At 71.8% G+C, this 15,084-nt stretch carries 9 protein-coding genes; 4 read left to right on the top strand and 5 right to left on the bottom strand.

What is annotated here, in order from left to right:
- Positions 1-229 precede the first annotated feature (229 nt).
- Positions 230-2,839, top strand: coding sequence for a SpoIIE family protein phosphatase (locus ACIQGV_RS17610; protein ID WP_402495607.1), 2,610 nt, complete (start codon positions 230-232; stop codon positions 2,837-2,839).
- A gap of 30 nt (positions 2,840-2,869) precedes the next feature.
- Here the strand turns inward: ACIQGV_RS17610 and ACIQGV_RS17605 are convergent, their stop codons facing one another.
- From ACIQGV_RS17605 to ACIQGV_RS17585, 5 genes are all read right to left on the bottom strand, one after another.
- The gene (locus ACIQGV_RS17605) at positions 2,870-4,801 is read right to left on the bottom strand and encodes a hypothetical protein (protein WP_402495606.1); all 1,932 of its coding nucleotides are present in this window, start codon (positions 4,799-4,801) and stop codon (positions 2,870-2,872) included.
- 262 nt (positions 4,802-5,063) lie between these two features.
- Positions 5,064-5,840 carry a succinate dehydrogenase/fumarate reductase iron-sulfur subunit gene (locus ACIQGV_RS17600; protein ID WP_402495604.1) on the bottom strand — a complete coding sequence of 259 codons (777 nt, stop codon included), beginning with the start codon at positions 5,838-5,840 and terminating at the stop codon, positions 5,064-5,066.
- Positions 5,837-7,768 (bottom strand): fumarate reductase/succinate dehydrogenase flavoprotein subunit, encoded by a 1,932-nt coding sequence (locus ACIQGV_RS17595; protein WP_402495602.1) that lies wholly within the window; start codon positions 7,766-7,768, stop codon positions 5,837-5,839. The genes ACIQGV_RS17600 and ACIQGV_RS17595 overlap by 4 nt, the downstream gene beginning before the upstream one ends.
- Entirely contained in the window at positions 7,768-8,589 is an 822-nt protein-coding gene (locus ACIQGV_RS17590; RefSeq protein ID WP_402495600.1) for a hypothetical protein, read from the bottom strand. Before ACIQGV_RS17590 ends, ACIQGV_RS17595 begins: the two co-directional genes overlap by 1 nt.
- Positions 8,590-8,610: 21 nt before the next feature.
- Complete coding sequence (locus tag ACIQGV_RS17585; protein WP_402495598.1) at positions 8,611-8,901, bottom strand: hypothetical protein; 291 nt, start codon at positions 8,899-8,901, stop codon at positions 8,611-8,613.
- Between the two features lie 308 nt (positions 8,902-9,209).
- Between ACIQGV_RS17585 and ACIQGV_RS17580 the strand changes: the two genes are divergently transcribed.
- The 3 genes from ACIQGV_RS17580 to ACIQGV_RS17570 all read left to right on the top strand — a co-directional run bounded on the left by ACIQGV_RS17580 (position 9,210) and on the right by ACIQGV_RS17570 (position 15,067).
- The gene (locus tag ACIQGV_RS17580; RefSeq protein WP_402495596.1) at positions 9,210-11,585 is read left to right on the top strand and encodes an ABC transporter family substrate-binding protein; all 2,376 of its coding nucleotides are present in this window, start codon (positions 9,210-9,212) and stop codon (positions 11,583-11,585) included.
- Positions 11,586-11,726: 141 nt separating this feature from the next.
- Positions 11,727-13,634: a translational GTPase TypA gene (gene typA / locus ACIQGV_RS17575; protein WP_402495594.1), complete on the top strand. Its 1,908-nt coding sequence runs from the start codon at positions 11,727-11,729 to the stop codon at positions 13,632-13,634.
- 386 nt (positions 13,635-14,020) lie between these two features.
- The gene (locus ACIQGV_RS17570; protein WP_402495592.1) at positions 14,021-15,067 is read left to right on the top strand and encodes an ABC transporter permease; all 1,047 of its coding nucleotides are present in this window, start codon (positions 14,021-14,023) and stop codon (positions 15,065-15,067) included.
- The last annotated feature ends 17 nt before the right edge of the window (positions 15,068-15,084 follow it).

Below are 15,084 nucleotides of genomic sequence, written 5' to 3'. Positions count from 1 at the left end.
TTCCCGTCGAAGGACCCGGCCCGGCCGCGGACAGGTGCCCGCGGGTGTGATTCGACGGCGTGTGCGCTGGTTAGAAGTCTGGAAGTGTTCTCGCAGCAGGGTCCGAAAAACACCTGGACCATGCTGTGATCGTGAACACCGTGTTGTGCGGCCCCGTTGTACTGGATACTGCGGGCAGCCGCCGCCGGTGACCGGTGCCGGACGCGGTGAGCTGGAGGGGACGGTTCGCGTGAGCGAGATACCAGCGAAGGCCACGGAGTTCGAGGACCCGTCGGACGGCGCGAGTGCGGAGTCCGGGGCCGCCCTCGGCTCCGGCGTGCCCGGCGGAGACCCGATGTGGCAGAGCAGTCCGCCCGGCTCCATGTACGACTACATCAAGGTCGCCTCCTTCTCCATCGGCCCCGACGGACTCGTCGACCAGTGGAGCCTGCGCGCCGAGCAGATCTTCGGCATCCCGGCCGAGCGGGCCGTCGGCATGGACCCGATCGAGAGCTTCGTCCACCCCGACCGGCGCGAGCGCGGCCAGCGCAAGATGGCCGAGATCCTCGACGGCCGGGAGTGGACCGGGGTGATCCCCTTCCGGCTGCCCGACGGACCGGACGGCCGCCGCGGGCCCGACGGGGTCGCCGAGGTCTATGTGATGCCGACCCGCACCATGGACGGCGCCAAGGCCGCCGTCTGCATCGTCGTCGACGTCCGCGTACTGCGCACCATCGAGACCGACCTCGCCGCCTCACAGGCCATTTTCGGCCAATCGCCGTTCGGTTTCCTGCTGATCGACCCGGACCTCAAGGTGCGGCGGGCCAACCAGCGGTTCGCCTCCATCTTCGGCGGCACCCCGGACGACCACCGCGGCAAGGGAGTTCACGACTATCTGCCGCGCGCCGAGGCCGACCGCGTCTCCGCCACGCTGCGCCGCGTCCTGGAGACCGGCGACTCCATCACCGACATGCACGTCACCGGTTACGTGCCCGGCTCCGACGAACGCCGGCACTGGTCCGTCAACCTCTACCGCGTGCACAGCGGCAGCGGCCGGCCCATCGGCATCGCCTGGGTCGGGACCGACGTCACCGCCCGCCGCGAGGCCGCCCGCGAGGCCGCCGCCGCCCGCCGCAACCTCGCCCTGCTGAACGAGGCCGGCGCGCGCATAGGCAACTCCCTCGACCTGGAGACCACGGCCCGCGAACTCCTCGACGTCGTCGTCCCCGGATTCTGCGACCTCGCCACCGTCGACCTCTACCAGGGCCTGCTGGCCGGCGACGAGACCCCGCCCGGGCTCGCCGACGGCAGCGCGGAACTGCGCCGCGTCGCCTTCGCCAGCGCCGTGTCCGACGCTCCCTTCACCGGTGCCGGAACCGCCGTCACCGTCGGCGCGGTCCACCACTTCTCCTTCAACTCGCCCTGTGCGGACGCCCTGCGCACCGCCCGCCCGCGCAGCGTCCCCGCGGAGGAGGGCGCCCTCGTCCAGTCCACGCTGGCCGTGCCGATGGTCGCCCACGACACCGTCGTGGGACTCGTCCAGTTCGCCCGTACGAAGGGCAGCGAGCCGTTCGGCGACCGGGACCGCGACCTCGCCGTGGAACTCGCCGCGCGCGCGGCCGTCTGCATCGACAACGCCCGGCTCTACCGGCGCGAGCACGAGCGGGCGCTGATACTCCAGCGGTCCCTGCTCCCGCCCGGCGACCCTGTCGCCTCCGGCCTGGACATCGCCTGCCGCTACCTGCCCGGGAACGCCTCCACCGGGCGCCCCAGCGAGGTCGGCGGCGACTGGTTCGACGTCATCGAACTGCCCGGCCACCGTACGGCCCTGGTGGTCGGCGACGTGATGGGCCGCGGGCTGCGCGCGGCCGTGGCGATGGGTGAACTCCGCACGGCGGTACGCACCCTGGCCCTGCTCGACCTGGAACCCGCCGAGGTGCTGTCCCAGTTGGACGAGATCGCGCGCGGGCTCGGCGCCCCCGGCGGCGTGCAGCAGGCCACCCGGGCCGCGCGGCGCCCCCGCGAGGCGGACCTGTCCGAGGTGTACCTCGCGACCTGCGTGTACGCGGTCTACGACTCGGTGACCCGGCGCTGCACCTTCGCCAACGCGGGGCATCTGCCGCCGGTGCTGGTGGAACCGGGCGAGGCGGCACTGATGCTCGACGTGCCGCCCGGCATGCCGCTCGGCGTCGGCGGGGAGCCGTTCGAGGAGGTCGAGGTCGAGCTGCCGGAGGGGGCCCTGCTGGCCCTCTACACCGACGGCCTCGTCGAGTCCCGCGACCATCCGCTGGACGAGGGGCTCCAGGCGTTCGTCGGCGCGCTCACCGATCCCTCCCGGCCGCTGGAGGACGTCTGCGACCACGTCCTCAACACCCTCGACACCCATCACGGCGAGGACGACATCGCCCTGCTCATGGCCCGGGTCCAGGGCCTGCCCGCCGAGTCCGTCGGCGACTGGACGCTGCCGCGTGAGCCACGCAGTGTGGGCCGCGCCCGTGAGTACGCCCGGGGGCAGCTGCTGTCCTGGGACATGGAGCCGCTCGTCGACACCACCGAGCTGCTGGTCAGCGAGCTGGTCACCAACGCGCTGCGCTACGGCGAGGGAGACATCAGACTCCGGCTGCTGCTGGACCGCACGCTGGTCTGCGAGGTCTGGGACTCCGGCCTCGTCCAGCCGCGCCGTCGCCGCGCCCGTGACACCGACGAGGGCGGCCGGGGCCTCCAGCTCGTCGGCCTCCTCAGCGCGGCCTGGGGCTCCCGCCGTACGCCGCGCGGAAAGACCGTCTGGTTCGAACTGCCCCTGCCCGACGGGGAGAACGCCCCGATCGATCCGGCGGAAGCCCTGCTGAGCCTGTTCTGAGCGCCACGGGCCACGACGGTCCCCGCCGGGTCAGGGCGGGGGCGCCGTGGTGCGGCGGCCCCGGGTGTCCGGTCCGCCGAAGCTCGCGGGGGTGCCCGGCGGGTCCCCCAGCAGGACGCCCCCGAGGACCGCTCCGGCGAGACCGGTGCCGGGGGCGTGCGCCTCGGTGAGGGGGTGGCCGTGCACCCGGACGTCCTGCTCGGCCAGCTGCCGTGCCCGCCGGGCGAGTTCGTCGGCCCGCGGCCATCCGTCAGGGTCCGCGGCGAGCAGCCGCCGGGCCTCCGCGAGCCGGGTGCGGGCCTGAGCGCCGACCGCGCCCCGGTGCGTGGCGACGAACCCGGCCGCGTCCGCGACGCTCTCCCGCGCGACCAGCCGCGAGGCCGCCCCCAGCACCCCGTCCCGCCCGCCCCCCAGCGGCACCGCCGTCAGCACGATCCGCCGCAACGCCTCCACCGGGTCGTACACCCCGGCCGCCGACTCCTCCCGCACCCCGGCCAGCACGCGGTCCAGCCGCGCCACCCGTGCCCGCAGCTCCCCGGCCGGCACCTCCGCGGGCGGCCCGCCCGCGGACGACCGTACGCCCGCCGCGAGCCGCTCCGCTCCGGTCAGCGCGGCCGGTACCAGGTCCGCCGCCTCCGCCAGCGTGGCGTGGACGCGGTGGACGGCGTTCAGGAGGACGGCCGCCTGGGTGATCGCCGCCTCGGCGGCCCGCAGATGGGCGGCGGCACGGCCGGGACCGCCGAGGTCGGCCGACTGCCGGGCCTGGTTGAGCCGGGTGGTCGCGAACACCAGGCGGTCCTTGGCCTGTTCGGTGTACCCGGTGACCGGGGCCCGGGCGGCCGGCGGGAAGCGGACGGCCAGATCGCCCAGCACCGCCTCCGCCGCCGCGGTGCGGCCCGCGAGCTGCCGGAACCTGCCCTCCGCGACCTCCAGCGCGGGGCCGAGCCCGGCGCCCTCCAGATCGCGCAGGGCGTCGAACGCGGCGGCCTGCGCGTCCAGCCGCCGCCCCGCCTCCCCGCACCGCCCGACGATCCCCGCGAGCGCGTGCCGCCGGGCCGCCGGATCCTCCGGCACCCCCTCGTCGTACCGCTGCCGGATCCGGAAGGCGGCCGCCAGCTCCTCCTCGGCCTCCGCGACGGCCCGCCCGAACGGCTCGTGGACGCCGTCCTCGGCCCCCACCGCCACCGGTCCGGCCCGGCTGCCGGTCTCCGCCGATGCCGGTCCGGCCCGGCGGCCGGGTTCGGCGTCTGCGTTCCCGGTCTCCGGTGAGGCCGGTGCGGCCGGTGCGGCCCGGTGGCCGGGTTCGGTGGTCGTGCTGCCGGTCTCCGGTGAGGCACGCCCGGCCCGGTGGCCGGTCTCGGTGTCTGCGTTCCCCGTTTCCGTCGGCGCCGGTCCGGCCCGGCGGCCGGGTTCGGCGTCTGCGTTCCCGGTCTCCGGTGAGGCCGGTGCGGCCGGTGAGGCCCGGTGGCCGGGTCCGGCAGGTGTGCTCCAGTTCTCCGTGGCCGAGCGGGCGAACGCCAGTTCCTCCACGCTCGTCCGCACGCTGTCGTCCGCCGCGACCAGGGCCCGCAGACAGCGCTCCTCCGGTTCGCCGTCCGGCGGCGCGGCCGGACCGGGCGGCGCGGGGCGCGGTGCGTCGTCGTGTGACGGGGCGCCGCGCGGCGTGGCTGGGGTGCGGGCACGGCGGGTGCGGCGCAGATAGCCGTAGGCCGCGAGGGCGCTCGCCGCGGCGGCCGCGATCAGCGGGAGGACCAGGTCGGCCGTCGCCGTGCTGTCGTCGCCGGGCTCCTGCGCGACCACGACGGGAGCGGGCCCGGCGCCGGTCACGCCGGTGCCCGTCGCGGGCGCCGCCAGCACCAGCCACATCAGCCCGGCGGCCGCGCCGAGCACGGCGTGGGCCACGCGCACGGATATCCGGCCCCTGGCCCGCCGGGGCCGCCCGCGGAACGTGGATGGCGTCACATCGGTGAGCGTATGACCCGATATGACCCCCCGCTACCGGGGTACGCCCGCCCGACGGTCCCCAAGGCCCTTCTGACGGGTCTCCGCGGCGTCGCGACGCCCGGCACGCACGCACTCCCCCACTGCCTCAAGGGCGCGGGAGGTGCCCCCGGCCGCACGGCGCGAAGGGCCGGGCGGCTCCACCGCACGACCCTCCGCACCGCACGCCGGTCGCACGCACCGAACGCCGCTCCCGCTCCCACGGAGATCCGTCAGAAGGGCCCTAGCCCTTGCCGGAGCGTCTTCCGATCTTCGAGCCCAGCCACACCAGCGGGTCGTACTTGCGGTCGACGGCCCGCTCCTTCAGCGGGATCAGCGCGTTGTCGGTGATGCGGATGCCCTCGGGGCAGACCTCGGTGCAGCACTTGGTGATGTTGCAGTAGCCGAGGCCGTGCTCGTCCTGGGCGGTGCTCTTGCGGTCCAGGCCGGTCTCGGCGGCCGCGTCCAGCGGGTGCATGTCCAGCTCGGCGACCCGCATCAGGAAGCGCGGCCCCGCGAACGCGGCCTTGTTCTCCTCGTGGTCGCGCACGACATGGCAGGTGTCCTGGCACAGGAAGCACTCGATGCACTTGCGGAACTCCTGCGAGCGGTCCACGTCCTCCTGCATCATCCGGTACTCGCCGGGCGCCAGCCCCGCGGGCGGCACGAAGGCCGGGACCTCGCGCGCCTTGGCGTAGTTGAAGCCGACGTCGGTGACGAGGTCGCGGACGACGGGGAAGGCGCGCAGCGGCGTCACCGTGATCGTCTCCGCCCGGTCGAAGACCGACATGCGGGTCATGCACATCAGCCGCGGCCGCCCGTTGATCTCCGCGGAGCAGGAGCCGCACTTGCCCGCCTTGCAGTTCCAGCGCACCGCGAGATCCGGCGCCTGTGTGGCCTGGATGCGGTGGACGATGTCCAGCACGACCTCGCCGTCGTGGACCTCGACCTCGAAGTCCGTCAGTCCGCCGCCGTCCTGGTCGCCCCGCCACACCTTGAACCGGGCCTGGTAGCCGCTCACTCGTACAGCTCCTCTTCGGCGAGGTACTTGACCAGCTCGTCCTTCTCGAAGAGGGCGAGCAGGTCCGGGCGGACGGACGGGGTGGTCTCGCGGTCCAGGGCGATCTGCCCGCGCACCGGATCGGTGGCCGCGAGCCCGCCCGTGGGGTCGGTGAGCCGGCACAGCAGATTGACGTTGCGCCATCCGCGGTCCATGGCCGGATGGTCCTCGCGGGTGTGCCCGCCGCGCGACTCGGTGCGCTCCAGCGCGGCCCGCGCCACGCACTCGCTGACCAGCAGCATGTTCCTCAGGTCCAGGGCGAGGTGCCAGCCCGGGTTGAACTGCCGGTGCCCCTCGACGCCGGCCCGCCGGGCCCGTACGCGAAGCTCCGCCAGTTTCTCCAGGGCCTGCTCCATCTCGGCCTGGCGGCGGATGATGCCGACCAGGTCGTTCATGGTCTGCTGGAGTTCCTGGTGCAGGGTGTAGGGGTTCTCCGGCGGGCCCGCCTCGCCCTCCGTCTCCGCGGAGAAGGGCCGCAGCGCCTCCGCCGAGGCCAGGTTCACCTCGGCCTCGGAGACCTCGTGCCGCTCGGTGTGCGCCGCCGCGTACTCGGCCGCGTGCAGGCCCGCCCGGCGCCCGAACACCAGCAGGTCGGACAGGGAGTTGCCGCCGAGCCGGTTGGAGCCGTGCATGCCGCCCGCCACCTCACCGGCCGCGAACAGCCCCGGCACCCCGCGTGCGGCGGCGGTGTCGGAGTCGACGGCGATGCCGCCCATCACGTAGTGGCAGGTGGGCCCGACCTCCATCGCCTCGGCCGTGATGTCGACGTCCGCCAGCTCCTTGAACTGGTGGTACATCGACGGCAGCCGCCGTTTGATCACCTCGGCCGGCATCCGGGTCGACACGTCCAGGAAGACCCCGCCGTGCGGGGAGCCCCGGCCCTCCTTGACCTCGGAGTTGATCGCGCGGGCCACCTCGTCGCGGGGCAGCAGCTCGGGCGGGCGCCGGTTGTTGTCCGGGTCGTCGTACCAGCGGTCGGCCTCGTCCTCGCTCTGCGCGTACTTCTCCTTGAAGACGTCCGGGACGTAGTCGAACATGAACCGCTTGCCGTCGGAGTTGCGCAGCACCCCGCCGTCGCCGCGCACCGACTCGGTGACGAGGATGCCCTTCACCGACGGCGGCCAGACCATGCCGGTCGGGTGGAACTGCACGAACTCCATGTTCAGCAGCGGGGCCCCGGCGAGCAGGGCCAGCGCGTGACCGTCGCCGGTGTACTCCCAGGAGTTCGACGTCACCTTGAACGACTTGCCGATGCCGCCGGTGGCGACGACCACCGCGGGCGCCTCCAGCACGAAGAAGCGGCCGGACTCGCGCTCGTAGGCGAACACCCCCGAGACCCGGCCGGAGCCGTCCTTGAGCACGCGCGTGACCGTGCACTCCTGGAAGACCTTCAGCCGGGACTCGTAGTCGCCGGTCCGCCGGTGGTCCTCCTGCTGGAGCGAGACGATCTTCTGCTGGAGGGTGCGGATCAGTTCGAGGCCGGTGCGGTCGCCGACGTGGGCGAGGCGCGGGTACTCGTGGCCGCCGAAGTTGCGCTGCGAGATCCTGCCGTCCTTCGTGCGGTCGAACAGCGCACCCCAGGTCTCCAGCTCCCACACCCGGTCCGGGGCCTCCTGGGCGTGCAGCTCGGCCATCCGCCACTGGTTGAGGAACTTGCCGCCGCGCATGGTGTCGCGGAAGTGGACCCGCCAGTCGTCGTGCTCGTTGGCGTTGGCCATGGCCGCGGCGATGCCGCCCTCGGCCATCACCGTGTGCGCCTTGCCGAACAGGGACTTGCAGATCACCGCCGTACGCGCGCCGCGCTCGCGGGCCTCGATCGCGGCGCGCAGTCCGGCGCCGCCCGCACCGACCACGACGACGTCCCACTCCTGGTGGTCCACCACGGGCATCAGAAGAACCTCGGATCCTCGATTGCGCCGGACGCGACGAGATACACGTAGAAATCGGTGAGTGCCACGCTCACCAGGGAGGCCCAGGCCAGCAGCATGTGCCGCGCGTTGAGCCGTCCGGCCAGCTGCCACATGCGGTAGCGCACGGGGTGCCGGGAGAAGTGCTTGAGCTTGCCTCCGACGATGTGCCGACAGGAGTGGCAGGACAGCGTGTACGCCCAGATCAGCACGACGTTGACCACGAACACGACCGTGCCGAGGCCCATGTGGCCCCACGCGTAGTTCTCGTCGCGGAAGGTCAGCACGGTGTCGTAGGTCAGGATCCCGGCGACGGGGACGGCGGTGTAGAAGAAGTACCGGTGGACGTTCTGCAGGATCAGCGGGAAGCGGGTCTCACCGGTGTACCTGGCGTGCGGCTCGGCCACCGCGCAGGCCGGCGGGGACGCCCAGAAGCCCCGGTAGTAGGCCTTGCGGTAGTAGTAGCAGGTGAGGCGGAAGCCGAGCGGGAAGATCAGGATGATGATCGCGGGGGAGATGCCCCACCAGCTCCCGAACAGTTCCCAGTTGGGGCCGCCCTGCATCGTCTCGCAGTTCTCCGCCAGGCACGGCGAGTAGAACGGCGAGACGTAGGGGGCCGCGTAGTAGTCCGCATTGGCGAACGCGCGCCAGGTCGAGTAGACGACGAAGGCGAGCAGACCGGCGGCGGTGGCGGCGGGCGCCAGCCACCACCGGTCGGTCCGCAGATGCCGGGCGGTGATCGCGGCGCGCGTCGCCGACCGTACGCCGCCGCTGCCGGGACGGGGTTCCGTACCTGTGGCCAAGGAGTGACTCCGTAAGGGGGCTCAGGGGGCGTGCCGGTCGCGGGCTCCCAGGCCCTCGTCGTCGATGTCGACCCACAGGCTGTCGTCGTACGGGGTGTCGGGGATGGTGACCAGCTCCGGTTTGCGGGGCTGGGTCTGGGCGGAGGCCGCCTCCTTGAGCAGGGCGACGCTCTCGCGCAGATGGGAGGCGTCGAGGCGGACCCGGCGCATGTCCAGGCCGCCGGTGCCGAGCTGCTGCTCCAGGCGCCCCATCGAGCGGGACAGATCGTCGAGGCAGCGCTGCACCGACGCCAGTTCGTCGTGCACGGACATGACGTGACCTCATTTCCATCGGCGGTGCGGCCGGGGGCCCGGCCTGACGATGGTGACGTTCATGCGCCTGAGAGTGTTGCGCGTCACACCGGCGGGTGGGAAGGGATGTGCACCGATTGGCCGAGGCGTGCCGGTGCACTCCCAGGTGCGTTGCGCCGCACGGGTGGCTTGTCACCCGCTGTCGCCGTGTCGCCCCCTGCTGCCGAACCCTTTCCTCTTCAGTGGCTGCGGATATTCGAAACATCTGATCAGCTCCAAATACCGCCAAAAGTGATCATAACCCTCGCGGCTTCCGGAGGTAACCAGAGATGTCCCACCATGGCGTCAGGCCACGCGCGGTCATGCGCTCGGCCGCCTTCCTGACCGCGGGTGCGCTCGCGGTGACCTTCCTCGCCGGATGCAGCACGCCCGACGAGGCCGGCAAGCCGCTGGCGGGGCAGGACATCCGCCGGGCCGCGCGCGCCCAGCTCGACGACGGCGGCACCCTGCGCTGGGCCGTGGACGCGGTCCCGGCGACCCTCAACACCTTCCAGGCCGACGCCGACGGCGCCACCACGCGGATCGCCCAGGCGGTCCTGCCGTCGATGTACCGGCTGGACGCGGCGGGCCGCCCCGAGCGCAATCCCGCCTACCTGGAGTCCGCGAAGGTCGTCGGGACCGAGCCCCGCCAGGTCGTGCTGTACAAGCTCAACCAGCAGGCCGTCTGGAGCGACGGCCGGGAGATCGGTGCCGCCGACTTCGCCGCCCAGTGGCGTGCCCTGTCCGGCAAGGACAGCGCCTACTGGACCGCCCGCAACGCCGGCTACGAGCGCATCGAGCGGATCGAGCGCGGGGCCAACGACCTGGAGGTCAAGGTCACCTTCGCCCGGCCCTACGCGGACTGGAAGTCGCTGTTCTCGCCGCTGTACCCCAAAGAGGTCATGGGCACCCCGGACTCCTTCAACGACGGCGCCCGCCGCAAGCTGAAGGTCACGGCCGGCCCCTTCACGGTGAAGAAGGTCGACCGCAAGGACGACGAGGTCACCCTGGCCCGCAATCCGCGCTGGTGGGGCCCGCCCGCCAAGCTCGACGAGATCGTGCTGACGGCGGTGCCCCGCAACGAGCGGGCCGACGCGCTGGCCGCCGGGACGGTCGACATCGCCGAGATCGGCCCCGACGCGGCCGCCCGGATCGAGGGCGCGGCCCAGGGTGCCGCGGGCCCCCTCGCCGGAGCGGGCGCCGGACGCACCGCCGCCAGGGCGCTGCGCTCCTGGGCGCTGGCGAACGGCAACGAGGAGCAGACCTCCGCCGAGGAGGTGTACGCCCGCAGGTCGCTGCGCAAGGCCGTCGCCAAGTGGGACAAGCAGCAGAAGGCCCTGCGCGGCTTCGAGGTCCGCAAGTCCCTGGAGCCCGCCTACACGCAGCTCGCCCTCAACGGCGCCGACGGCCCCCTCGCCGACGAGCGGGTGCGCCGCGCGGTGGCCCGCGCCCTGGACCGCAAGGAGCTGGCCCGGATCGTGCTGAGGCCGCTCGGCCTGCCGGCCGTGCCGGTCGGCAGCCACCTCGCGCTGTCCGGGCAGGCCGCCTACGCCGACAGCAGCGGCGCCCTCGGCGGCCAGGACACCGACGAGGCCCAGGCCCTCCTCGCCGACGCGGGCTGGGAGCGGGGCGGCCCGCTGAAGGAGCAGGAGAAGGGCGAGAAGGCCGCCGGGTCCGAGGGCGAGAAGACCGGGAAGGGCGAGAAGGCCGGGAAGCCGGAGGAGTCCGGGAAGCCGGAGAAGGCCGACGAGGCCGCGGACGAGAGCGCCGCGGACGAGAGCGCCGCGGACGAGAGCGCCGCGGACGAGAGCGCCGAGGACGAGAGCGCCGCGGACGAGAGCGCCGCGGACGAGAGCGCCGACGAGAAGCAGGCCGAGGGCGGCGACGAGGGTACGTACATCGTCGGCGGCGAGGACAACAAGGCGTATCGCGAGGCCGAGCGGGACGAGCAGGACGAGGAGGACGGCATCCGCGACGGGGCGCGCAACCTCGCCCAGGACGGCCGGCAGTACGCCGACGGCCGGCTCCGGCAGGGCGGCGCGCCGGGAGCGTACGCGCCGAAGGGCACCGCGGCCCCCGCCGGTACCAGGAACGCCCCGCTGGCCAAGGACGGCAAGCCGCTGACCCTGCGGTTCGTGGTGCCGTCGGGGTCCGACTCGGAGAACCTGCGCACGGTCGCCGCGCGGATCGCGACGATGCTGGACCGGGTCGGCATCCGCACGGAGCTGACCAAGGTCTCCGACGAGAGCTACTTCAAGGACCACGTGGCCTCGGGGGAGTACGACCTGGCGCTGTACTCCTGGCCCGCGTCGGCCTTCCCCGCGACCGACGGGCGGCCGATCTACGCCAAGCCCGTGCCCGCCGCCGACGGCTCCCTCACCGTCGAGCAGAACTACACCCGCGTCGGCACCGACCAGGTCGACCAGCTCTTCGACCAGGCCGTCGGGACGCTCGACGACGGGGAGCGCCGCGGCCTGATCCGCAAGGCGGACTCCCGCATCTGGGCCGCTGCCGGATCGATTCCTCTCTACCAGCGGCCGCAGCTGGTGGCCGTGCGGAAGAACGTCGCGAACGCGGGGGCCTTCGGCTTCCGGACCCCCGTCTACGAGGACATGGGCTACCTGAGGAAGGGCGCCCCGGCGTCGCCGTCCCCGTCCAAGAGCTGATCATGGAACTGCCCCTGCGGAGGCCGCCTCCCGCAGGGGCACGTACCATGGGGTGAGGCCGTGGCGTGTCAAGCCCGGCAGGGCCCGCGTCACACGGACGTACGCGCAGGCCACCCTCACACTCCGGGAGAACGCCTCACTATGGCCACGCGCCACGACATCCGCAACGTCGCCATCGTCGCCCACGTCGACCACGGCAAGACGACCATCGTCGACGGAATGCTGAAGCAGGCCGGTGCCTTCGCCGCCCACCAGCTCGACTCGGTCGACGACCGCATGATGGACTCGAACGACCTGGAGCGTGAGAAGGGCATCACGATCCTCGCCAAGAACACGGCGGTCAAGTACCACCCGAAGGACGGCGGGGACCCGATCACCATCAACATCATCGACACCCCCGGCCACGCCGACTTCGGCGGCGAGGTCGAGCGCGGTCTGTCGATGGTCGACGGTGTCGTGCTGCTGGTGGACGCCTCCGAGGGCCCGCTGCCGCAGACCCGCTTCGTGCTGCGCAAGGCGCTCCAGCAGCGTCTGCCCGTCATCCTGTGCATCAACAAGACGGACCGCCCGGACTCCCGGATCGACGAGGTCGTCAACGAGACCTACGACCTGTTCCTGGACCTGGACGCGGACGAGGAGCAGATCGAGTTCCCGATCGTCTACGCCTGCGGCCGTGACGGCATCGCCTCGCTGACCAAGCCGGAGAACGGGACGGTTCCCGCGGACTCCAACAGCCTGGAGCCGTTCTTCTCGACGATCCTCCAGCACATCCCGGCCCCCACGTACGACGAGGAGGCCCCCCTCCAGGCGCACGTCACCAACCTGGACGCCGACAACTTCCTCGGCCGTATCGCGCTGCTCCGCGTCGAGCAGGGCGAGCTGCGCAAGGGCCAGACCGTCACGTGGATCAAGCGCGACGGCAGCATGACCAACGTGCGGATCACCGAGCTGCTGATGACCGAGGCGCTCACCCGCAAGCCCGCCGAGGTCGCGGGCCCCGGTGACATCTGCGCCGTGGCCGGTATCTCGGACATCATGATCGGTGAGACCCTCGCCGACACCGAGAACCCGGTCCCGCTGCCGCTGATCACGGTCGACGAGCCGGCGATCTCCATGACCATCGGCACCAACACCTCGCCGCTGGTCGGCCGGGGCGGCACCGGCAAGGGCGCCGACGCCAAGGCGGCCGTCAAGGACCGCAAGGTCACCGCCCGCCAGGTCAAGGACCGCCTGGACCGCGAGCTGATCGGTAACGTCAGCCTCCGCGTCCTGGACACCGAGCGCCCGGACGCCTGGGAGGTGCAGGGCCGTGGTGAGCTGGCGCTCGCCATCCTGGTCGAGCAGATGCGCCGTGAGGGCTTCGAGCTGACCATCGGCAAGCCGCAGGTCGTCACCAAGGAGGTCGACGGCAAGACGTACGAGCCCGTCGAGCGCATGACGATCGACGTGCCCGAGGAGCACATGGGCGCCGTCACGCAGCTCATGGGCGTCCGCAAGGGCCGGATGGACAACATGTCCAACCACGGCTCCGGCTGGGTCCGCATGGAGTTCGTCGTGCCCTCCCGTGGCCTGATCGGATTCCGGACGGAGTTCCTGACGCAGACCCGCGGCACGGGCATCGGCCACTCGATCCACGAGGGCTTCGAGCCCTGGTTCGGCACCCTCCAGACCCGTAACAACGGCTCCCTGGTCGCCGACCGCGCCGGTGCCGTCACCGCCTTCGCGATGACGAACCTCCAGGAGCGCGGCGTGCTGTTCACGGACCCGGGCACCGAGGTGTACGAGGGCATGATCGTCGGTGAGAACTCGCGCTCCGACGACATGGACGTGAACATCACCAAGGAGAAGAAGCTCACGAACATGCGGTCGTCCTCGGCCGACTCGTTCGAGGCGATCGTCCCGCCGCGCAAGCTGTCGCTGGAGCAGTCCCTGGAGTTCTGCCGCGACGACGAGTGCGTCGAGGTGACCCCGGAGGCCGTTCGCATCCGCAAGGTCAACCTGGACCAGCGCGAGCGCGCCCGCGCCGCGAGCCGCGCCAAGCACGGCTGACGCCGGCTCGACGGCAGCCCCGCAGGACCCGGTTCTCCGTCAAGGGGAGGGCCGGGTCCTCGGCATGCTTGGCGTGATGTGTTCAGGCCACGGACGGGGTCCCGTGGGGCACTGTTCGGATATCGGTGATCAGCCGATCAGGTTTCGGACATGTAAACAAAAATCCCTCCCCATATGTCCGAAATGCCGGAGGAGTATCTCACCTGTCAAGCGCGCGCAGGTGTCAATCTTCGCAATTTTTGCTCAAAAATTTACTCTTAGGGAGATCCCTATGTCTCCCGCCCTTGACGCGCGTTGATGCACTTGGCGAAAGTTCCCCCAAACCACAGAACCTGCCGGTATCTGTGCTGCGCTCGACTCTCCAACCCCCCGGGGGAAGAACACACATGACCAGTCCGACGAAGGCCGAGGGCTCCGGGTCCGCGGTCGCCTTGGACCCTGAGCTCGAGGCGACCTCCGAAGTCGCCAAGGGTGAGAAGAAGCTTGAGGGTCGTTCCCCCGGGCAGTTGATGTGGCAGCGCTTCAAGCGTGACCGTACAGGCATGATCTGCGCCGGCGTAGTGATTTTCTTCTTCGTCGCCGCCCTCGCCGCGCCGCTGCTGGCCAAGCTCAGCGGCACGGACCCGTACACGCTGTACGGGCAGGACCCGACGTACGCGGACCAGCCGATCCTCGACGAGTTCGGTCTGCCGCTCGGCTACTTCGGCGGCGTCTCCGGCTCCCACTGGTTCGGCGTCGAGCCCCAGTACGGCCGTGACCTGTTCGCGATGCTCGTGTACGGCATGCGCACCTCGCTCTTCATGGCCCTCGGTGTGACCGTTCTGCTCATGGTCACCGGTGTCATCATCGGCCTCGTCGGCGGCTACTTCGGCGGCAAGGTCGACTACTGGCTCGGCCGGATCACCGACTTCTTCCTGTCCTTCCCCTCGCAGCTGTTCTTCATCGCCTTCATGCCCGTCGTGACCGCGTTCTTCGTGGACCCGCGGGAGGAGACGCCCACGTACTTCCGGGCGCTGGCGATCCTGATCGTGCTGTGGGTGCTGGGCTGGATGGGCATGTCCCGTCTCGTCCGGTCGACCGTGCTGTCCCTGCGCGAGCGCGAGTTCGTGGAGGCGGCCAAGGTCGCGGGAGCCTCGCCCTGGCGGATCGTCCGCAAGGAGATCCTGCCGAACATCGTCTCGCCGATCCTGGTGCAGTTCACGTACCAGCTGCCGAGCACGATCCTCACCATCGCGTTCCTGTCCTTCGCGGGCGTCGGCTTCGTCGAGCCGACCCCCGACTGGGGACGGCTGTTCGCGGCCGGTGCCAACTACGCCGAGCAGGACCCGGCGTTCATGTTCTTCCCGGGCACGGCACTGGTGATCTTCATCCTGGCCTTCAATCTCCTCGGAGACTCGGTCCGGGATGCCTTCGACCCCAAGTCCGGGCGCTGAACCGTCCACTGGTGGGG

Origin of the sequence: Streptomyces sp. NPDC093094 (genome assembly GCF_044754345.1) — a bacterium.
Lineage (GTDB): Bacteria > Actinomycetota > Actinomycetes > Streptomycetales > Streptomycetaceae > Streptomyces.
This window is presented reverse-complemented; position numbering and strand designations above follow the sequence as displayed.

Coding starts and splice junctions, on each gene's coding strand:
- ACIQGV_RS17595 (WP_402495602.1), bottom strand. CDS start 7,768: ATGCCCGTGGTGGACCACCAGGAGTGGGACGTCGTCGTGGTCGGTGCG.
- ACIQGV_RS17580 (WP_402495596.1), top strand. CDS start 9,210: ATGTCCCACCATGGCGTCAGGCCACGCGCGGTCATGCGCTCGGCCGCC.
- ACIQGV_RS17585 (WP_402495598.1), bottom strand. CDS start 8,901: ATGTCCGTGCACGACGAACTGGCGTCGGTGCAGCGCTGCCTCGACGAT.
- typA (WP_402495594.1), top strand. CDS start 11,727: ATGGCCACGCGCCACGACATCCGCAACGTCGCCATCGTCGCCCACGTC.
- ACIQGV_RS17570 (WP_402495592.1), top strand. CDS start 14,021: ATGACCAGTCCGACGAAGGCCGAGGGCTCCGGGTCCGCGGTCGCCTTG.